Source organism: uncultured Draconibacterium sp. (assembly GCF_913063105.1).
Taxonomy (GTDB): Bacteria; Bacteroidota; Bacteroidia; order Bacteroidales; family Prolixibacteraceae; genus Draconibacterium.
The window spans coordinates 71,093-92,587 of sequence record NZ_CAJXYQ010000014.1 but is presented as its reverse complement, the minus strand read 5'-3'; the positions used below and the strand labels follow the sequence as shown (position 1 = coordinate 92,587).

Annotated in this window: 19 protein-coding genes; 6 read left to right on the top strand and 13 right to left on the bottom strand. The window is 40.5% G+C overall.

All coding sequences use genetic code 11. The features are described from left to right. Nucleotides 1–14: 14 nt before the first annotated feature. The 6 genes from QZ574_RS13775 to QZ574_RS13750 form a co-directional block, all read right to left on the bottom strand. Entirely contained in the window at nt 15–278 is a 264-nt protein-coding gene (locus tag QZ574_RS13775) for a DUF1871 family protein (RefSeq protein WP_297090470.1), read from the bottom strand. A 15-nt stretch (nt 279–293) separates the two neighbouring features. After that, complete coding sequence (locus tag QZ574_RS13770) at nt 294–641, bottom strand: type II toxin-antitoxin system PemK/MazF family toxin (protein ID WP_297090468.1); 348 nt, start codon at nt 639–641, stop codon at nt 294–296. Beyond that, complete coding sequence (locus tag QZ574_RS13765; protein WP_297090465.1) at nt 631–861, bottom strand: hypothetical protein; 231 nt, start codon at nt 859–861, stop codon at nt 631–633. Before QZ574_RS13765 ends, QZ574_RS13770 begins: the two co-directional genes overlap by 11 nt. A 191-nt stretch (nt 862–1,052) precedes the next feature. Then, entirely contained in the window at nt 1,053–2,174 is a 1,122-nt protein-coding gene (locus QZ574_RS13760) for a DUF6544 family protein (protein ID WP_297090464.1), read from the bottom strand. Nucleotides 2,175–2,215: 41 nt separating this feature from the next. Continuing rightward, nucleotides 2,216–2,935, bottom strand: coding sequence for a type II CAAX endopeptidase family protein (locus QZ574_RS13755; protein WP_297090463.1), 720 nt, complete (start codon nt 2,933–2,935; stop codon nt 2,216–2,218). 33 nt (nt 2,936–2,968) lie between these two features. Further along, entirely contained in the window at nt 2,969–3,670 is a 702-nt protein-coding gene (locus QZ574_RS13750; protein ID WP_297090460.1) for a class I SAM-dependent methyltransferase, read from the bottom strand. A gap of 1,033 nt (nt 3,671–4,703) precedes the next feature. On the opposite strand from QZ574_RS13750, the gene QZ574_RS13745 reads away from it, so the two are divergent. The 3 genes from QZ574_RS13745 to QZ574_RS13735 all read left to right on the top strand — a co-directional run bounded on the left by QZ574_RS13745 (nt 4,704) and on the right by QZ574_RS13735 (nt 7,184). After that, nucleotides 4,704–5,306 (top strand): class I SAM-dependent methyltransferase, encoded by a 603-nt coding sequence (locus QZ574_RS13745; RefSeq protein WP_297090458.1) that lies wholly within the window; start codon nt 4,704–4,706, stop codon nt 5,304–5,306. Nucleotides 5,307–5,425: 119 nt separating this feature from the next. Further along, nucleotides 5,426–6,880, top strand: coding sequence for an FAD/NAD(P)-binding oxidoreductase (locus QZ574_RS13740; protein ID WP_297090456.1), 1,455 nt, complete (start codon nt 5,426–5,428; stop codon nt 6,878–6,880). Between the two features lie 139 nt (nt 6,881–7,019). Continuing rightward, entirely contained in the window at nt 7,020–7,184 is a 165-nt protein-coding gene (locus QZ574_RS13735; protein ID WP_297090454.1) for a hypothetical protein, read from the top strand. A gap of 152 nt (nt 7,185–7,336) precedes the next feature. On the opposite strand, the gene QZ574_RS13730 is transcribed toward QZ574_RS13735, so the two are convergent. The 5 genes from QZ574_RS13730 to QZ574_RS13710 form a co-directional block, all read right to left on the bottom strand. Next, the gene (locus tag QZ574_RS13730; protein WP_297090452.1) at nt 7,337–7,900 is read right to left on the bottom strand and encodes a nitroreductase family protein; all 564 of its coding nucleotides are present in this window, start codon (nt 7,898–7,900) and stop codon (nt 7,337–7,339) included. Nucleotides 7,901–7,918: 18 nt separating this feature from the next. Continuing rightward, nucleotides 7,919–8,635, bottom strand: a complete 717-nt coding sequence (locus QZ574_RS13725) for a pirin family protein (protein ID WP_297090450.1) — start codon at nt 8,633–8,635, stop codon at nt 7,919–7,921. A gap of 204 nt (nt 8,636–8,839) precedes the next feature. Next, nucleotides 8,840–9,442 carry a YceI family protein gene (locus QZ574_RS13720; protein ID WP_297090448.1) on the bottom strand — a complete coding sequence of 201 codons (603 nt, stop codon included), beginning with the start codon at nt 9,440–9,442 and terminating at the stop codon, nt 8,840–8,842. A 95-nt stretch (nt 9,443–9,537) separates the two neighbouring features. After that, nucleotides 9,538–10,113 carry a Crp/Fnr family transcriptional regulator gene (locus tag QZ574_RS13715; protein WP_297090446.1) on the bottom strand — a complete coding sequence of 192 codons (576 nt, stop codon included), beginning with the start codon at nt 10,111–10,113 and terminating at the stop codon, nt 9,538–9,540. Nucleotides 10,114–10,173: 60 nt separating this feature from the next. Next, entirely contained in the window at nt 10,174–11,373 is a 1,200-nt protein-coding gene (locus QZ574_RS13710) for a glycoside hydrolase family 18 protein (protein WP_297090443.1), read from the bottom strand. An 83-nt stretch (nt 11,374–11,456) separates the two neighbouring features. Here QZ574_RS13710 and QZ574_RS13705 point away from each other — a divergent pair, with 83 nt between their 5' ends. The 3 genes from QZ574_RS13705 to QZ574_RS13695 all read left to right on the top strand — a co-directional run bounded on the left by QZ574_RS13705 (nt 11,457) and on the right by QZ574_RS13695 (nt 18,667). Next, nucleotides 11,457–13,709: a GH92 family glycosyl hydrolase gene (locus QZ574_RS13705; RefSeq protein ID WP_297090441.1), complete on the top strand. Its 2,253-nt coding sequence runs from the start codon at nt 11,457–11,459 to the stop codon at nt 13,707–13,709. 97 nt (nt 13,710–13,806) lie between these two features. Continuing rightward, nucleotides 13,807–15,996: a GH92 family glycosyl hydrolase gene (locus QZ574_RS13700; RefSeq protein ID WP_297090439.1), complete on the top strand. Its 2,190-nt coding sequence runs from the start codon at nt 13,807–13,809 to the stop codon at nt 15,994–15,996. Nucleotides 15,997–16,126: 130 nt separating this feature from the next. Continuing rightward, nucleotides 16,127–18,667 carry an ATP-binding protein gene (locus QZ574_RS13695; RefSeq protein WP_297090438.1) on the top strand — a complete coding sequence of 847 codons (2,541 nt, stop codon included), beginning with the start codon at nt 16,127–16,129 and terminating at the stop codon, nt 18,665–18,667. A gap of 94 nt (nt 18,668–18,761) precedes the next feature. Here the strand turns inward: QZ574_RS13695 and QZ574_RS13690 are convergent, their stop codons facing one another. Together QZ574_RS13690 and QZ574_RS13685 are read right to left on the bottom strand one after the other, a co-directional pair. Further along, complete coding sequence (locus tag QZ574_RS13690) at nt 18,762–20,036, bottom strand: ADP-ribosylglycohydrolase family protein (protein ID WP_297090436.1); 1,275 nt, start codon at nt 20,034–20,036, stop codon at nt 18,762–18,764. 249 nt (nt 20,037–20,285) lie between these two features. Beyond that, the gene (locus QZ574_RS13685) at nt 20,286–21,491 is read right to left on the bottom strand and encodes a sodium ion-translocating decarboxylase subunit beta (RefSeq protein WP_297090434.1); all 1,206 of its coding nucleotides are present in this window, start codon (nt 21,489–21,491) and stop codon (nt 20,286–20,288) included. Nucleotides 21,492–21,495 lie beyond the last annotated feature (4 nt).

The window sequence follows — 21,495 nt, the reverse complement described above, 5'->3', positions numbered from 1 at the left end:
TATGCCGTCGTGTTTTAATTTTGATTAAAAGTTTTTCTAATCATTGTTGCATATTTCTTTGTTTCTTCCAATTGAAGATGAATATCAAAAGCTTGATATAAAACTTCAGTCATAATTTTATTCACATAATTTACCGAAGATTTTTTATCAAGATGAAACAAAATGTCAATTGCTTCTGTCTCATAGTTGGCTAAATCCGAAACCTGATTAGCTCTTGCTCCAAGTGGATTCCAGTCAGTTAATATTTGTTTTACTTCCTCAATTTGTTTTTCATCCATTTTGAAAATTAATTTTTATACCAAATCAATTATTATCATTAAATTTTCTTTCACCTTTTCAATTAGGTTTTGTGGTAAATTTCCAACTTTCTTAACAAGTCGTTTATTATCAATTGCCCTAATTTGGTCAATCATTACATCGCAATTTTGATGTAAATTTGCCTCTCCTTTTTTTATATGGACTCTCAAGATTTCCGAGTCTTTTTTAACATTTGTTGTCAAAGGGCAAACAATTGTTGATGGATGTGGAATTTGATTTAATAGATTTGTTTGGATTGTAAGAACTGGTCTAGTTTTGCCAGGTTCTGTCCCTATTTGCGGATTTAAATCTGCAATCCAGATTTCGTATTGTTTAATCGACATAATCAATCTCCTCAAAATCTTTAAGTACAGTCATTGAATCTTTTTTTACCAAATCAGATTCTTTTTTTAGTTTTTCCTCCAACAGAGCGCGTCGTTGCAATCTATTGTAATATTCAATTGCCTCATTAATATACCTGTTTCTTGGTTTCTTAATTTTTGAAAGAATCTTTTCGGTTTCTCCAAAAATAGAATCGTCAATCTTTAATGATACTGTTTTCATAATTTACACTTTTAGTATTTCAAAAGTATATCATTTTAGTATATTTTACAAGTATTTAAATTCTTTCTTTTTTAACATGCGGCATAACGGTAAATTGTATGAGTAGTGGCAGATTGCGGGCTTCTTTCCTGTCAAACCGATACGCAGTTTGAGCGAGCTACAATCCTTGATATTTAGCACTTTGCCTGCCATTACTTATACAAAATGTTAGCCACTGGCATTTCTTCTACATTGTATTGAATTTCAGATATTTTTAATTTCAACCAAGTCCATTCAGTATCTTTTAATTTCCATGTAACTTTCATTTCAACCGGGATTTTTATACCATTTATAACTTTACTTTCGATAACTTCAGCTATCCACTCTTTAAGTTGAGCATTTTCATCTGTGTCTTTATATCTCATTGCACTGAACCTTACAAACTCCCAATTTTCATTAAAATAAAAAATTCCGGAACCGGTTGTGCCATTAAAAGTCATGGTAGCACGTGCTGAGTAGTTGTCAATACTTTCCCATGTAATATATCGGCTTAATGCGGCAGCAGGAAACCAAACAATCTCTGCCAAGTATCTTTGAAGCGCTGCTTGATTAATTTTGTCATTATCTTTTACGTTTACAACAGGGAAAATCGAATACAATTTAATTAACATTTCACCTTTACCATTTTCGAATTTGTCTCTACCAACAACTTTTATTAATGGATTCATGTCCAAAGCAACAGACCAATTGAATGCAGGTTGTTGTATGTTGAAATATTGAACTGCATGTCCTTTGTACCATATTTCTTGTTGGGGTTTCGTCTTCATTAAGACTTCCTGTTTCAAGTAAACATTTTTAATTATTTCATTTTCTGAAGATAAAAATCCACTGGAATTATACCATCTTTGAACAGGGAGTGGTAATTCTTGAATATTTCTGGAAGGTGAAGCCGCATATTTAGCTTCAATAAATAATTGCGATAGTTCTTCATTAACTTTTTGGTTAAAATAAAAGTTCGAACATGCAACAATACATGCTAATAGGATAATTATGTTTGGAATGATACCCAATTTAGCCTCTTGCCAAAATAATATGATTAATATTTGGGAAATAAATATTGCTATAAAACCAGCTAGCCACCAAAACTCACTTTTTAATATATACATTACACTTACCAGAATAAATAATAAAACACCAAGCAACCACATAATTCCTATAACTTTTGAAATTGGGTGATTTAACATTTTAAAATCTGTAATTTTAAAAGTCTGGATAAATCCAATTAAATGAATTAATCCATGTAGAGTGATTAAAATAATACACAATTTTCTCATTTTGTTTTTATTTGAATCTGTCCATGAATTTTTACAAATAATTATCTTGAAATAATAAACATTTGAATTACAGTAATTAAACCATCAGATGCTCCATGCGCTATAATAGGTCCTAAAAGGCTTTTAGTTTTGTCTCTCATTATTGCATAAAACAATCCAAGTCCCATAGTAAAAATTAATTGCAATGGAGATATACTACTTATGGTAAAACTTTCGTAATCAATACCGATATGAGCCAGGGTAAATAAAAATGTAGTAATTATCCCGGCTGGTGAAATTTGGAAATTACCGATATTAAGGTTCCCTTTACATGAATGCAATAAAACACCCATGATTAAACCACGAAATAAAATTTCTTCGGAGAAACCTGTTAAAATAAAGTCGAAAAACAAATCGAAAATTATGTTGGATGTAGTTGGTTCATAGTTCAGTTGCGATTGAAAGTTAAATATTAGGTTTAGTGACAGTGAAATGAAAAACCAAACTATTGCAAAGGATGATGCAGTTTTTAAAGACCATTGCCAATTGTTTAAGTTTAAACCCCAATCGTACATTTTTTTCTTTGATAAAAAGGTGATGAACAGAATGGTAACAATAGCCAATATCAATTGAACAAAATGGTGAATGTATAGCCAGCCAATGCCGAAACCTTGCACATAAGAGTTAGCCAAAACACATCCCATTTGCGGATAAGCAAGTGTAAAAAACAACGATGCTAGTATCCCGTAAATTCTTAACGTTTTATTTCTTGTTTTCATCATCTATTAACATTGGGTTCAAGAAATATCAGGGGTTTATTTATTCACTATTAACTGTGCTTTAAAATACAACAATGCCCCATTTTCTTGAGGTATCTTTTCAAACCTGAAGTTATTCTTTTCAAATACTTGTTTTAGCTCATCTTCAGAATATAGCGTGCCGCGAATTTCTACATTTGGTTTTTTCTTTTCAGATATTGGTACGCTACAAAAGAATATTCCACCTGGCTTTAATACTCTGTTTAATTCTTTAATAAAATTGCTGATACCATCAAAGAAGTTTAATGATAAATTACACAAGGCTAAATCAAAAAAGTCATTGTTGAATGGCATATTATTAGCATCTGTAACATAAAATTCGGCATCTTGAAATTTATTCTGGTTGAATTTTTTTACTGCAATTCTAAGAAGCCCGGAGCTAATATCAGTACCAGTGTACAAATTATCATTGTTCAGAAATTTAATTGCATTCCCACTTCCTGTTGCAATTTCTAATATGTTTTTATTGTGAATGTTTCGTAACTCACTCTTTAAAATCTCAAAATGCTTTTGAATAGAGCCATTAAATTTTTTAGGAAAAATAGACTTGCTCATTATTCTGTCGTACAAGAACGAAAACATATCACCAAGCCAAGGTTTATACTTTCTGATTTTTCTATTCTCATCCAGCAAATAATAAATCTTATCCTTCTGTTTTATTTTAATAGAATCCTTAAGCTTTTTCATCTTTTTTTTCATAATTTTTTTCGTTTGAAATGATTGAATTATTCTCTTTCATACTATTTGAATAAACTTTCATCAAAGGTTTTCATGCTTGTGGCTAACTACTGTGTATCATCATTGTTGTTATATCGCTTATAGCGTAATTTCTTATTGTTGTTATACACCCAAATAGGTGTGGAAAACACACCTATTATATTACAATTGCTTTTTCGCTTTATTTTAGGGCCGGTATACAATGCTTGTTTGTTTTTGGTGCTTTAAATGTAAACATCTTATGTTTAAAAAGCAAGGCAGCGCGAAACCCGGAAAGTGGTTTGTTTCAGTCTTTTGTTGCTCGTCCTCCTTTATTAAAAGGAGGTGGCTCCGCAGGAGTCGGAGGATTGAGATTGTAAAAACGTGTAAAATCAGTCAATCCCCCTTTTATTCCCCCTTCGCCAAGGGGGACGAAGAAAATCGAACCTGGGGCATGGCTTGTGCCCCTGTTTTTTTACTTTGCGCACCTTGGGGATTGGTCTGCGCCCCTTGGGGATAGCTTTGCGAAAACAGGGGATTGTTTTGCGCCCCCTGGGGTTCTTCCCGTTCCCCCAGGGGATGGTCTTGTGAAAATGGGGGATTGCTTCTTGCCCCTCGGGGATGGTTTCGTGCCCTCGGGGGATGGTCTTGTGAAAATGGGGGCGAATTTCGTGCCCCCTGGGGATAGCTTTGCCAAACTGAGGAAAGACGCTGTTCAAATAACTCCGAACAAACAGCCCAACGCTCCCCTTTCACCGACAAATCTCCCCTGTTCAGCAAAAAAATAATTTCATTTCCACCAACTTATCTACCTTTGTTTCAGCCAAAAACAATTAACAAAAAATGAAACGAGCATGTAAAATTATTACACCCAAAAACATAATTAAAACAAGCGAGTTCCATACTATACCTTTGAAAATAAACAATTTTAATAGTATGAAACGAACATGACTAATTTTATCATTAGCCAAAAACGACCATGATAAAATTAGTTTTGTGAGTTGCATCTGGCAATTGAAAAACTAATTATTAACAGATGAAAACACAGGAAAAAACAACCAAAACTGCCCGTTACGGCAGCCGCCGCGAGCAAATGCCCAATTTCTTTTTTCAACTCATGACCTTTTTAATGCGTATTTCGGATGTATTGGGAAAACAGTCGGAACGAAACTTTAAACGCCTGCCCATAAAAGCCGGACAAGTTGTTGTTGATTACGGTTGCGGACCGGCACGTTACATAAAAAAGGCCTCCGAAACGGTTGGCCCCAACGGCAAAGTGCTTGCGGTTGATATTCACCCTATGGCCGTAAAAATGGCTCACGAAAAAATTGAACAACACCAACTGCAAAATGTAGAAGTGTTCCAGGCAAAAGGGTACGCTTGCGCAATTCCCAACAATTCGGTTGATGTAATTTATGCCCTCGACATGTTTCATATGGTGGAAAAACCCGACGAATTACTTGCAGAATTTGCACGTATGCTAAAATTTCAGGGCTATCTTATTATTGAAGACGGGCATCAGCCACGAGCCAAAACGCTCGACAAAATTCATTACTCGGGGTTGTTTTCCGTATGCCGCCAAAACAAACATCACATTATTTGCCGTTTTAAAGAGACCAAATGTTTGCCACCGGTATAAAGGCACCCTGTAACCCTTATCACATAAAGTGCTCAACAACATGAAATTAGCAGTGCTAATTTTGAAACTTTCATAGATAACTTTTTGTTTAACTAGCAAAACTCAAAAATTCTGATCTTATGAAGGTAGTAGTCCTCGGTGCCGGAATCTCCGGACACACCGCAGCAGCATTTCTCAAAAAAAAACTGGGTAAAAAACACGATGTAATTGTAGTATCGCCCAGCCAGTATTACCAATGGATACCCTCGAACATTTGGGTGGGGGTTGGCCGAATGAGTGTCGACCAGGTACGTTTTAAACTGCAAAAAGTATATAAACGCTGGGGCATCAACTTTCACCAGGCCAAAGCAACAGCCATTCATCCTGAGGGTGATGCAACATCAAATACAGCCTTTGTTGACATTGAATATACCTCGGAAGACAAAAGGGGACAAAGCGGAAAAATAGAGTACGACTACCTGGTAAATGCCACGGGACCGAAATTGAATTTTGAAGCTACCGAAGGCCTCGGACCGGGGAAAAATACGGTTTCGGTGTGCTCGTACGACCATGCTGCACATGCCTGGGAGGAACTGGACAAAAGCATCGAAAAAATGAAAAAGGGCGAAAAGCAGCGCTTTCTGATTGGCACAGGACATCCCATGGCGACCTGCCAGGGTGCAGCTTTTGAGTACGCCCTGAATATTGCCTTTGAGTTGGGAAGAAGAAAATTGTTACACCTGGCCGAAATTACCTGGATATCGAACGAATACGAAGTGGGCGATTTTGGAATGGGAGGCGCCTTTGTAAAACGCGGTGGCTATGTTACCTCTACCAAAGTATTTACCGAATCGGTGTTTGCCGAAAACAATATTAAATGGATAAAACGCGCCGGAGTGTTTAAAGTAGAGCCAGGAAAAGCCATTTATGAAACACTTGACGGTGAAGAAAAATCGATTGAATTTGATTTTGCCATGCTTATTCCCGGTTTCTCGGGGCAACCTTTTAAGGCCTTCGACAAACAGGGCGAAGACATTACCCAAAAGGTTTTTGCGCCCAACGGTTTTATGAAAGTGGATGCCGATTATAATCCGAAACCATTTGAAGAGTGGAGCATAAACGATTGGCCACAAACCTACCAGAGTCCGGCTTACCCCAATATGTACGCCACGGGTATTGCTTTTGCACCACCCCACTCTATTTCTAAACCCATGAAAAGCCCCGGCGGACGTGCCATTTTCCCGGCACCACCACGTACCGGAATGCCATCGGGGGTTATCGGTAAAATTGTGGCTCAAAATATTGCCGAAGGAATTAAAAAAGGAACGTTTGAGCATAAACATACCGCTAACATGGGACGCATGGGGGCTGCCTGCATTGTGTCGGCCGGTTACAGCATGACCAAAGGACTCGGTGCTACAATGACGGTATCGCCGGTAGTTCCCGATTGGGAGAAATACCCGGAATGGGGTCGAGATATTAATTCAACAGTTGGCGAAATTGGTACTGCCGGCCACTGGATAAAACTCTTTCTGCATTACATGTTTTTGCATAAAGCCAAAGGTTATCCGTTTTGGTGGCTTTTGCCGGAATAGTTGAAGAACTCAGGGATTGGAGGACTGAAGGACTGAGTTGACCTTAAAAAACTGATAAAATGTAAAATTGCCGTTAAAGAATTATTTACAGGCAGGGCGCGCAGCTCGTAGCTGGCAACCCGAAACAAAAAAATAAATCATGGAAAAACAAAATAGAATTACTACCGCTTATAAAGATGAATTTTACCCGCCGGTTCCTACACGCTGGACACGTTTTTGGCGAACTTGTTTCCTCGTTCAGCTTTATAATTTTTTTCGACTGAACCTGAAAATAATGATGATTGTGGTTAAGGGACACTCGTAATTCACTTATACGGGGCGGAGTTGAGAGTTAGTAGCCAAAGTACTTCAAATCAAACGGTTTTCAGGGTCTTTGTTCTTAACTAAACAAGATACTGAATCAAGTTCAGCGTGCCATAAGCCAACTGTTTTCAGCTCCATCTCGTTTTGCTTAACTTATAGTTTAGTAACAAACTCCTCAAGCGCTTTTCGTGTACGTGGTGCTAACTCTCTCGAACGATAGGGTTCTTCCAAATCGTCGGGCTCGCCCAAATAGCCAAGCGCCCCCATACATACCGGACTAACATTCTCCTTCAGGTTTAATACCGTCGATAACTTTTCGCTGTCGAAACCGCCCATCAGGTGTCCGTAAATACCTTTGGCACCCGCCTGAAGTAAAAGCTGGGCATTGGCCATACCCACATCGTGCAAGGCAAACCTATTTGGTTTATCATTTTTCTCGTAGGTATTTCGTTGCAATGAAGCAAAAAGTGCGGCTGCTTTTTTTGCCCAGGGTTGATTTCCGGGCAGTAAACATGCCCATAAGGTATCGAATCCCGGAGTTCCGCGCAAGGCATACACATATTGCCAGGGCTGTTCATTCATGGCACTGGCCGCCCACGATGCCCCGGCAAAAATTTTGTTTACATCCTCCGCTGATACCGGCTCCGCTGAAAAGGACCGGGGGCTCCATCTTTTCTCCAAAAGCGGATGAATAGTATATTTCTTTTGATTTTCCATATTTCTGTTCTTTCCGGTTTATTTTACTTGCATAGGCAGATCCATTAATAAAATCCGTGCATCACTAGTAGCCTCCACCTCAATTTTATTCATTTCCCAAATCCCCAGTGCATCGCGAGCCGACAATTTATTTCCTGAAATGGTTACTTGCCCGTCAATCACCATAACAAACAGTCCGTTAACTTCGCGCTTCAGGGTATAGCTGTCGGTTTTTCCGGCCTCGAAATTCCCAAGGTAAAACCAGGCATCCTGATGAATCCACACCCCCTGGTCATCGGGATTTGGCGATAGTATCTGGTAAAGGCGGTTAGGTATTGCCACATCGCGAATAGAAATCTGATCGTAACGCGGTTGTACATTTTGCTTATTCGGGAACAACCAAATCTGGAAAAGCTTTAATGCTTTGTCTGGATTATGATTGTACTCGCTGTGGTAAACACCGGTTCCGGCACTCATCACCTGCACATCGCCCTCACGAATAACTGCCTCGTTGCCCATATTATCTTTATGCTCCAGGTCACCTTCAAGCGGAATGGTAATAATTTCCATGTTATCGTGCGGATGCATTCCAAAGCCTTGTCCGCCATCAATTTTGTCGTCGTTAAGCACCCGAAGTACCCCAAAATTCATACGTTCGCGGTTAAAATAATTCGCAAAACTAAAAGTATGCCGGGCCTCCAGCCAACCGTGATTGGCATAGCCCCTGCTATCGGCTCGGTATAAAACTGTTTTCATCGTTTTCTCTTTCTAATTTTTTAAGGTCTAATTTTTAATGAGGAAGTTGTTGCAATTTGGGTAAAAAAATACCGGTGCCTTGCAAGGCTTAAAAAACGTTTGCTGACACCGGCCAAGGTTCCCTCCCCCAAAGGTCTGTCCCTTTCGTCTCCTTCTTCTCCGAAACCTTGCTTATTGTTTTATGGCTTTATATTGTTGAACTGTTTAATTGGCTGCCGTAGCTTTCAGTTCAAACGTAATCTCGAAATTATCATTGATCATATTATCACCCAGGTCGCTGAAAAATTTACCAGAACCATAACGGATGTCATATTCGGTACGATCAATGGTTGCTGTACCCGTGGCACTTACCGAGCTTCCGTCAACTTTTACTTCTGCCGGAAAAGCTACCTGCTTGGTAATTCCTTTAATGGTGAGGTCGCCAACCACCTGGTAACCTTTATCTGTAGCGTCAACGGTTTTTATGGCAAATGTTGCTACCGGGTGTTTTTCTGCCGAAAAGAAATCGTCTGATTTCAGGTGGCCAACCAGCTTGTCTTTCCATTCGCCGCTCAGGTCGGTTACTTCAATTGATTGTACATCAATTTTAATCTGTGCACCTACAACTTTTTCGTCTTTAACATGTACCTCGCCACCTTTCAAATTCAGGTAGCCGGTATGTTCGCCTGTTACTTTTTTACCGGTCCAATACACCTTACTGGCATTGGTATCAACTTTATAAACCGATTTGTCGGCATTTGCATCGGCCGCAAAGGCCGAAGTTCCTATTGCAATAATAATTGCGAATACTGTTACTAATTTTTTCATTTTCAATTTCTGTTTAATGTTTACAACTAATTTTCAGTACAAACATACGGCGTATTGAAAGCGAAAAAAATAAACTAGTTTAAGAAAAACACTTATTAGTCTTTTTTACGAACACGACGGGCAATAATCTTACTTAAAAAAACAGGAGTTACCCCTAAATAAGAGGAAATGTGATATTGTGGTAAGCGTTGAATCAGTTCCGGATCGTTTTGAAGCAGCTCCTCGTAATTTTCTTCGGCAGTTTTTGATAAAATGGAAACAAAACGCTTTTGCAGAAAAACATATGATCTGCGAATATTTGAAGCCAGTTCAACATATTTTTCAACCAGTGACTGAAATCCTTCCTCATCAACGGAAAATACGCTGGTTTTTTCGAGGGCATCCATAAAATACGAAGTTGCAGAAGGTGTACCCAGGTCGCCTAACCACTGTCGCTCTTTCGCAAAAAGAATGTTAAACTCTTTACCACTTTGGTCGATGATATACATGCGCAGCAAGCCGTTTTCAATGTAATAGTGGCGGGTATTCAATTCTCCGGCACTCATAACGAGCTCTTTTTTCTTAAACTGTTCTTTTCTGAAAACTGCAGCAAGCTCCTGTTTCTCGCTGTTTTCAAGCGCACGTCCGGTAATTTTTTCAAAATAGTTAAAGAGAACCTGGTAATCTTCCATTTGTCTGATTGTATTGCGCAGCTAAGTTAATAATCAAACACGAAGAATTAAAACAGCTTTTTAGTTTCCTGTTGCCTCATCAAAAATGGCCTTCAATAAACTGTTTTCATCCTTGCTGTCGCTGCTCAGTTGCCAGAACATAATACCGCCCAGTTTGTTTTCAAGCACATATTTTGTTTTTAGCTTTACCGATGTAGTGTCGTCGAATGTTACAAAAACACTATCTCCCGGATGAAATAGAAAAGGAGCTTGTGCTACGGAATCCCAATGTTTTTCGTAACCTTGCTCCGGACTAAAATCAGTAAGCAGGGTAGCGTATGATGTTCCTCCGCTGACAGGTCCGGTATTAGGCTGGTACAAGCCATGGGTTACTGGCGGAACACCTTTCCATCCGCGACCATAAAAAGCGGCTCCCAACACGATCTGTTGCGGTTTAACTCCTTCCTGAATACAAAATCGAATTATCTCTTCTGCCGATTGAGGCTCCCATAGCTCAGCATCTTCGGGCAACTCTTTATTTCGCTGCTGCATGGCCTCGCCCAACGGTGTTTGGCTGATATCTTTTAAACTACGATGCCCGAGCGCCGTGTGATGATTGGTAAAACGATTTCCTCCTCCGGCCTGATCGTAGGTCATTACATTCATATAATCAACATATCTCATCACCTCGTTAAGCTCCACATTTTTGTAGTAGCGTTTCCAGCCGGCTGAAGCAAAAGTTAAGGTTTGAGGTTGGTCTAACTTATCCAAAGCTTCGCGCAGGCCTTTCATTAAAAGGGTAAAGTTTTGTTTGTCTTCGGGTCGGGCCTTAGTTCCTGCTGCGGCAATTGCCGGGTATTCCCAGTCGATATCTACGCCATCCAACTGGTATTTTTCAATAAAAGCAATGGTGCTGGTTATAAACTTATCCTGGCTTTCGGGTGTAAAAACCGCATCCGAAAAACCATCAGCTCCCCAGCCTCCGCATGCAATCATCACTTTTAAATTCGGATGATCGGCCTTTTGCGCCACCAATTGTTCCAGTATTTTCCCCGACTCCTCATTCCTGAACTTCATTTCGCCATCAATAACCTTACTAAAGCTAAAAATAATATGAGTAAGTTTCTCCAGCGGTAATTCAGCAGGCTGGTAACCATCACGCGGCATATAATAAGCCATAATGTTTGTTGCCGGCTCATCGGCCTCATTTCTTGAAGTTTTATCAGGAACACAAGCGATAATTAGTACAAACGCAGTAATAATTGTAATTAACTTATACATGATTATTTGTTTAATTGATTTATTAGGATAAAGATATGTTTATATTTGCACTTTATAAAATATTTAAAAACTGAGGTTGATAAATGAATATTCTAAGAAAGATTAACTACCATTGGCTGGCCCTTTTTGCCTGTATCTTTTTTCTAAACGCTGAACAAGGTGTTGCACAGTCGCCTGTTGAATGGGTAAATCCTTTTATCGGAACAACCAACTACGGAACCACTAATCCGGGTGCGGTAGTACCACGCGGAATGGTATCGGTAGTGCCCTTTAACGTAAGTGGCAACTCGCCTTTAAACAAGCGCGACAAAGACGATGGATGGTGGTCGACTCCCTACTCGTGGGATAACCGATATTTTTCCGGCTACTCGCACGTTAACCTGAGTGGAGTTGGTTGCCCTGAATTGGGAGTGATTCTTTTAATGCCAACTACTGGCGAGATAAATGGTAACCACCGGGAATATGGTTCTGAAATGAGCCAACAAGAAGCACATCCGGGCTACTATTCAACTTTCTTGAATAAATACAATATAAAAACCGAGGTATCGGCAACTGAACGCAGCGGAATCAGTCGTTTTACCTTCCCGGCCGGGCAATCAAATATTCTTATTGATTTGGGTAATGGCTTAACCAACGAAAGCGGGGCCTCGGTAAAAATTGTGAATAACCAGGAAATAGAGGGGTGGCGCATGACCGGAACTTTTTGTTACAACGACGGCACCGAGCGTCCGGTTTATTTTGTGGCCCGTTTTAACAAACCTGCGCAAGCCTATGGTGTGTGGAAAAAAATGCCAGAGATGGGCCCTGAGGCTGCCTGGTCGGCTACCAGCAACAAAATAAAATATTATAAAAATTACGGGGCAGAAATGTCGGGCGACAGCATTGGAAGCTGGTTTACCTTTACTACAAGTGCCAATGAAGAGATACTTGTAGAAGTTGGCATTTCATACGTTAGCATTGAAAATGCTCGGCTGAACCTGAATCACGAAACCTCTAATTTTGATTTTGAGGCCACTCGCAAACAGGCAAGCGAAAAATGGAATAATGCCCTCTCAACCATTACGGTAAAAGGTGGTACCGACGATCAGAAAACAGTTTTTTACACTGGTCTGTACCACATTCAAATACACCCAAATATTTTAAGTGACGTAAACGGGCAATATCCGGCTATGGAGTCGTTTGAAACACACATTCATCCTAATGGAGAACGTTACACCGTGTTTTCGCTCTGGGATACCTACCGTAATCTACACCCGTTTTTAAGCCTGGCATTTCCGCAGCAGCAATTAAATGTGGTGCAATCGATGATTGAAATGTACGACGAAAGTGGGTGGCTTCCCCGCTGGGAACTTAACAGCACCGAAACACATGTTATGGAAGGCGACCCCGCCATTCCGGTTATTGTTGACACCTGGTTTCGGGGAATTCGTGATTTTGATATTGAGAAAGCTTACGAGGCTATGTACAAATCGGCAACAACCACTGGTGCCGAGAACAAATTACGGCCCGATATTGATCATTACCACGCTCATGGCTATGTGCCTTTACAGGAAAAATACGACAATTCGGTGTCGCACGCCCTGGAATATTATATTGCCGACTGGAACCTGGCCCAGCTGGCAAAAGACCTTGGGAAAGAGGAAGATTACAAGCGCTTTTTAAACCAATCACGAGGTTACAAAAATTACTTTTGCCCCGATTTTGAAATGATCAGGCCAAAACTTGACAACGGGGATTTTTTGCCCGACTTTAATCCACGCCAGGGAGAAAATTTTGAGCCAAGCCCCGGATTTCACGAAGGAAATGCCTACCAATATACCTTTTGTGCACACCACGATATAGATGGCATGATAGCCTTAAACGGTGGAGAAAAAGAATTTGTAAAGAAACTGCAAGCCATTTTTGATGAAGGGCATTTTGACATGGCAAACGAGCCCGACATTCATTATCCCTGGTTGTTTAACTTTGTAAAAGGCGAAGAGTGGCGCACCCAGAAAGAGCTGAACCGGTTAATGGCCGCTTACTTTAAAAATACGCCTGACGGATTGCCCGGTAACGACGACACCGGAACCATGTCGACCTGGATTGTTTATGCCATGATGGGTATTTACCCGGTTTTACCCGGCGATATGAATTACGCCATTTCCTCTCCGGTATTTGAGGAAGTAAAGATTCAGCTTGATCCTGATTTTTACCCGGGCAGTGAAATTATCATTCGAAAAAGTGGCCCGGGCAAATCAATAAAAAACATCGTGTTTAATAATAAAAAACAAAAATCATTCTTTATCAACCATGCCGATTTGGTTAAAGGTGGAGTTTTGGAAATAAAGCAATAAAATGCAAATGTTGCTTACACCACAAAAGAAGGAAAATCATTTAAAGCAAAAACAGTATTTTGTTCGCGAACCAAGGATTAAACAAAAAAATGAAACAATGAAACAACTATTAATCATATTTCTGGCAATAACGGTATTCGCCTGTTCTAAAAGAGAAACGCAGGAAACTGAAAAACGAAACCATTACGTAAACACCTTTGTTGGCACCGATGGCCCGGGAAACACCTACCCCGGAGCAGTAGTACCTTTTGGAATGGTACAACTAAGCCCCGACAACGGATTACCGGGCTGGGATCGTATTGCAGGCTATTTCTGGCCCGACTCTACCATTGCAGGCTTTTCGCATACCCACCTGAGTGGAACAGGTGCCGGCGACATGTACGACCTGCTTTTGTTTCCAACCAACTCGCGTTTTACCAACGATTTGTGGCCCGATCAAAAAGCTTACCGCCCCTACTCCAAATTCAGTCACGAAAATGAAGAGGCCTCTCCCGGCTATTACAAAGTACTTTTGGAAAGTTCAGGCATTAAAGCGGAACTGACCACAACCGAGCGTGTTGGCATGCATCGGTACACTTTCCCGAAGGACAGCGCCAGTAAAATTATTCTTGACCTTGGTTATGCTTTAAACTGGGATGCACCTACAGAAACTGTAATAACAATTGAAAACGACAGCACCATTTCAGGCGTTCGTAAATCAAGGGGTTGGGCGCCGGTTCAACACGTTTATTATGTTGCCAAATTCTCAAAACCATTCAAAAATGCAGTACTCTCTCCGGCAACTGATCTTACTGCTGAAGAACAAACCGTAAATGGAAAAAGGGCACGTTTTGAGACCACTTTCAGCAACAATGAGGGCGAACAGGTTTTAATAAAAGTGGCACTGTCATCGGCATCGGTTGAAGGTGCACGTAAAAACCTGCAGGCCGAGTTAAATCATTGGGATTTTGATGCCGTAAGAAGAACTGCCGATCAGAAATGGGAAGAAAAACTGGCAACGATTACAATTGATGGAAGCGATTACCAGAAAGAAGTGTTCTACACCAATCTCTATCATTTATTTCTTACACCAAGCCTGTTAAGCGATATTGACGGAGAATACAAAGGTGCTGATCAAAAAATACAAAAAGCAAACGAATTTAAGCGCTACGATACTTTTTCGTTGTGGGACACCTACCGTGCTGCTCACCCGCTGTATACTATTATTTGCCCCGACGAGGTAACGAACATGGTAGAATCGATGCTTGCTCACTACGACGAAACCGGGTTACTCCCCGTTTGGTCGTTAGCCGGAAACGAAACAAATATGATGATTGGCTACCATGCCGTACCCGTTATTGTTGATGCCTATTTCAAAGGCATTCCGATGAATGCTCAAAAAGCTTTTGAGGCCTGCCTTGCCTCGGGAATGAACAATACCGAAGAAATGATTCAATACCGTGAACTTGGTTATGTCCCGTTTAATGAAGAAGGAGAAAACTGGTCGGTTTCAAAAACCCTGGAGTATGCCTACGACGATTGGTGTATTGCACAATTTGCAAAAGCACTAGGCAAGGAGAAAGATTACCAACTGTTTATGCAAAGAGCCGACAACTGGAAAAATCTTTACGATGGAAAAACAAACTTTTTCCGTGCAAAAGATTATGCCGGAAAATTCTTAGAACCGTTTAGCGCCAAAGCCTACACCAATGTTTATTGCGAAAGTAATGCCTGGCATTACCTGTTTGCTGCACAACACGATATCGAAGGCTTTCGCGATACATTGGGAACCGAACGTTTTACAAGCCTACTTGACAGCATGTTTACCTACTATCCGGAGCCGGATGATAAGCTGCCCATTTTCAGTACAGGGATGATCGGTCAATACGCGCATGGTAACGAACCCAGCCACCATGTACCTTTTCTGTATAATTTTACCGATGAACCGCAAAAAGGACAAAAATACATTCGCCAGATTATTGACACCCAATATTCCAATAAACCCGATGGTTATTGTGGCAACGAAGATTGCGGTCAAATGTCGGCATGGTATGTTTTTGCCTCCATGGGTTTTTACCCGGTAAACCCGGCAAACGGAATTTACTACCTGGGGAGTCCATCGGTACAAAATGCAACCATTAATCTGCCCAACGGAAAAACATTTACCATACAGGCCACAAATAATAGTGCTGAGAATGTATTGGTAAAATCAATAAAATTAAACGGAGAATTGCATACTGAGCCTTATATCACGCACGAACAAATATTGGCTGGCGGCAAGCTTGTTTTTGAAATGGCGGTGAAATAAATGTAATAAATCATTTGTTTATTTTACATTTACCTTCTTGCATAGTATTGGTTTTCTGTTTAGTTTTAGGCATTGAATTACAAGCCATTAAATCTGTTACAGTGATGTAATAGCTAAAAGTACAGAAAGCATGCTGAACTCCGCATTGAGAACATTTAGATCCCTGCATCGTTATCTGCTCATCCCGTTGCTGATAATTTTATTTTCGGTGGCCTACTTTATTGTTTACCGTGGCATAAAAGCACGTACCATAAACGAATTTAATAAAGAGCAACTTATTCTTGCGCAAACCGCATCGCAGGGTATTACCAGCTTTTTTCACCGATCAAAAGCCGATCTGTCATTTTTGGCAAAACTCGATGATATTATTCAATCGTCGGCAACGAGTGAAAAGATTCTGAAAGATTATTTTGAAACTCATGCCGACATTATTGCAGCCATTACCCGAATCGATTCTGCGGGAATAATTCAATCTACTTTTCCTTACAGTGAATCGGCAATCGGAAATGATATCTCTTACCAGGAGCATGTAAAGCAAATACTTGCCTCCCACAAGCCCGTAATAAGCGATGTATTTATGTCGGTACAAGGTTATTTAAGTATTGCCTGCCACGTACCTGTTTTCGAAAACAATACTTTTGCCGGGAGTCTCGCCATTCTTATTCCAATGAATAACCTGGGCGAACAATACCTGGGAAATATAAAGACCAGAGGCAACACGCAGGCCTGGCTACTTAGCGAAAACGGCACAGAAATTTACTGTTCTACATCCGGACATTTGGGCAGGCCCTTTCTTGAAAACATGCAGCATGATAAAATGGCAAAAGAACTGCTTGATGCCATTGCACAAAATAACAGCGGTGCTTTAAAAAGTATTCACCGGAAAAAAAATGGTAACGAGAAACCGGAATTTAGTGAGCAATACATCAGTTATTATCGTACACCACTTGAAAATACTTACTGGACTATTCTCATATCCTCGCAAGAGTCGGATATTTACTATGCACTTACACGTTTTCGCAACCGCATATTTATTGTTTTAATTATCCTGTTTATCGCATTTGCCTTTTACTTTTATTCGCTGGCACAAGTGCGCACGGTATTAAAGGAAGAAAACAAACGAAAAAAAGCTGAAAAAATATTGCAGCAAAGCGAAGAGAAGTTTCGCCGGCTTTTTGAGGATCACTCGGCAGTTAAATTGCTGATAGATGTAAATACCCGTAAAATTATTGATGCCAATAAATCGGCCTCTGCTTTTTACGGATGGTCTCGTGATGAATTAAAACAAATGAAGCTCGAAGACCTCAACACCCTATCGGCTAAAGAAATTAACCTCAAAATAAATCAGCTTCGCGAAAAAGGAAAAAATCGCTTTGAATTTAAACACCGTTTAAAAGATGGTACAATACGCGATATTGAGGTGTTTAGCAGTAAATTGCAAATTAACGACACAGAAGTACTACACTCGGTAATTCAGGATATTACCGAACGTAAAACGGCAGAAAAAGCGCTGATACTCGCCAAAGAACAGGCAGAAGAAAGCAACCGCTTAAAAACGGCATTCTTACAGAATATGAGCCACGAAATTCGCACACCAATGAATGCCATAATGGGCTTCTCGTCGTTAATGACAGATTTATACGACAACAAGGAACAGTTGCAACAATTCTCGGAGATTATTAACCAAAGCTGCAACAGCCTGCTAAAAATTATCGACGATATTTTGGATATTGCAAAAATTGAAGCAGGGCAGTTAACAGTTAAAAACGAATCCTTCAACCTGAGTGATCTTTTTACTGAACTTAAAATCTTTTTTATAGAGTACCAACGACACATCGATAAACACCACATTGAATTTAAGTTGGAAACAGTAGCCGACAACAATGCCCCAATTTTTACCGACAAAGGAAAACTGCAACAAATTTTAATAAACCTGATTAGTAACGCTTTTAAATTTACCGACGAGGGAAAAATTGAAGTAGGCTACACCATTACAAACAACACTATCGAGTTTTTTGTGAGCGATACAGGTATTGGTATTCCCCGGGAAAAGCAAGAGACCATTTTCGAACGCTTTACCCAGTTGCACAATGATAAGAAAAACCTTTATGGCGGAACCGGTCTGGGCCTCTCAATAGTTAAAGGCTTAACCAATTTACTAAACGGAAAAGTTTGGCTTGAATCAACTACCGAAGATGAAAAGAACGGAAAAGCAAGGGGTACCACTTTTTATTTTACCATTCCTTTGGTAAAGGGGGAAGCACCGAAAACCACGAAAGAATTGCTCGAAAAACAACAAGAATACCGATTTAACAAACACGCCATATTGTTGGTTGAAGACAACCTTGATAACGCACGTTACATCCAGCATATTCTTCGGGATAAAGGCTTACAGTTGTTCCACTCGAAAAATGGAGAAGAAGCAATTAAGCTGGTAAAAACCATGACACCCGACCTGGTTTTAATGGATATTGGCTTACCCGACATTGACGGCTATGAGGTTACTAGACGCATAAAATCCATTCAGGCCCAGCTTAAGGTTGTAGCCCAAACGGCCTACGTTACCAAACAAGACAAGGAAAAAGCGCTGGAAGCCGGTTGCATCGATTTTATAAGCAAACCGCTTACCAAAGAAATCCTGCTGGCAACCCTAAGTAAACATTTAAGCTAAACAAAACAGAGAGGCTAACTGCCGGACGGAATGTACCAACGGTTATTTTCACAGTCCACACCTCCATTCATTTCGTCCTGAACAACTCTGTCGATTACCCAAATGCCTTTACGCGCCATATTTTCAAAATTATCAATTCCGTTATTTTGAAGCCTACCCTGGTACGATGGATATTAAACTGGTTAGAAAACTTTCTGTCAAAAGCCTCTTCAATTGCGGTTTTCCCCATCATAAACCCGATTAGGCCACCCCACGTGGCCGTTGGATTATCTGAATCCCAACCGGCAAGGGTTCCTATTTTAATGGTTTCAAGTAAATCTCCTTCTCCATAAAACAAGCTCACTAAACTGGCGGCAAAGTTAATTCCCGCAGCAAAACAGGCATTACAGTATTTGTTTTGGGCGGTCATGTTATAGCCATCGAGCTGAGCAACCTGGTAACGGTAATAAACCGAATCGCGGGCTTGCTCCCAACTGATATTCTCGTTGTATTTTTGCAAAACATAATGATACATGGCATGGGCATACGAGGTGTCGGGCAGGCAGGTTTTGGCTTGTTCTGCCATCCAGAATATTTTTTCCTTCATTGTCCACGATTCATCAACTGCAGAAGCCAACGAAAACATCTTTACATAAAATTCTGCAATCCACTGGCTGTTTTCACGGGCTGTGGTTTGTATGGGCAGAAGCGCCATTTTTAAAGCAATATCGGGCCGGGCCGGTGCCAACAGCCCAAAAATTTCGGTTGTTAATTGTGCATCAATCATTTCATATTCCGGATTATTCTCAGGATTACCGGTAGCTGGTGGTACAAAGCCTTCCTGCATTAAATCAAAAGCCTTTTGATTGGCTACCCACAAAAAATTTTCTTCGTCGTGCTTTATGTGTGCCAACCACCCTTGCCTAATTTGTTTGCCCGTTAGCACCGAGTTTTGGTGTTTTAGCAGCAACTCCTGGTAGATATACTCAATGTCTGTATCATCATCGGCGCCCCAAATACTGTCAGGTTCAGCAAACACAAAATTTATTGTTGGCGAAAGGTTACTCGGAATGCCCGCTCCCCAAATACTTGGTTCATCGGGTCTTCCCCAGTGATGGCGGGTGTAGAAATCGCCGGTTTTTAATTCGCCAATGTTTCCAATCTTGTCCATCTCGGTAACTAGCCCGGTCCAGTTGGCAATGCAGGTACCCAGCCAAAAACCCTGCAATTTTTTATAATAATCGGCCCGGTTAATAATTTTATCCGATGATTTAGGAGTATAGGCTTTTATTTTTAACGATGGGTTGGGTTCAGGTTTTGTTTTGGGTACACAGCCAAAGGCACTTGCCAGCATGCACCCCATTATCACATACAAGAATGTAGTTTTCATTTTAGTTGAAATTTCAGGCTATTAAGTTCGTTAATTTCTGCCATCATTTATTGTCTTTTATCACATTCCGAAAATCTATTTTATAAAATTCCAGGTTGATCTTGGTAAAGAAATCGTCAGATGAGCCAGTGTACTGCCTTAGTTAATCAAACATTTTTTGCATTTTTCACTACCTGTACCACACTAAAAAAGGGGAAACCTTGCGGCCTCCCCGAAATCAAATTCTATATAAAATATAACTAAAGTATTCTACATTAAAAACGAAATAAGCACACCTGCAGCAACAGCCGAGCCAATTACACCCGAGATGTTACTGGCCATACAGTATTGCAAAATGTGGTTCTTTTTATCGTATCTCAGTGCCAGCTCGTTGGCCACGCGCGAGGCCATAGGCACAGCACTTAATCCGGTGGCACCAATAAGCGGGTTAATTTTTTTCTTACTGAACAGGTTGTACAATTTTACCGCAAAAATACCACCGGCAATCGAAATTGCGAAGGCTACAAAACCACCAACCACAATACCCAGGGTTTTAGCCGAAAGGAAAACTTCGGCAGTCATTGTAGCCCCTACGGTTAATCCAAGAAAAATAGTGGCAGTGTTCATAATCGGTCCTTGTGCGGCATCTGCCAAACGGCTTGTCGACGCCCCTACCTCTTTAATAAGGTTACCAAATAACAGCATACCCAACAGCGGCACCGACGACGGAACCAAAACAGCAGCCAGTGTTCCCAAAGCGATAGGGAAAATTATCTTGGCAGCTTTCATATTCTTGATCTCGTATTTTGCCGGGTACTTTTTTTCCATTTGTTTCATGTTGATGGTAAACTCCTTCTTCGTGATAAACAACTTTGAAACCAACGGAATAATTACAGGCACCAGTGCCATGTACGAATACGCGGCAATAGCAATAGGACCAAGCAAGTGCGGAGCCAGTTTAATGGTAGTGTAAATAGCGGTTGGGCCATCAGCACCTCCAATAATACCCAGCGAAGCAGCTTCCTGAGGTGTAAAACCAACAGCAATAGCCCCCAGCAAAATCGAAAAAATACCGATCTGTGCAGCGGCACCAAACAAGGCCAGTTTCAGGTTACGCAGCATGGGACCGAAATCGGTTAAAACGCCCACCCCCATAAAAATTACCGGAGGCAGCAAGCCGGTTTTAATTAACGAATAATACAGGTAATTCATAATCCCGTAATCGTGCGCAATTTCAAACAGGTTCATATACCGGTGTCCTTCCAGCTCAATCAGTTCGGGGTTTACAACCCCCATTTGTCCGCCCGGAAAATTGGCCAGCAACACACCAAAGGCAATAGGAATTAGCAACAGCGGCTCGTAGCCTTTTTTTATTCCAAGGTAAAGCAGTACAAACGAAATCGCCCACATTATTAAAGTTTGCCAGGTGATTTCGCCAAGCGCAGTCATGTTAAACAGTTCTGATAAAATATCCATAAAA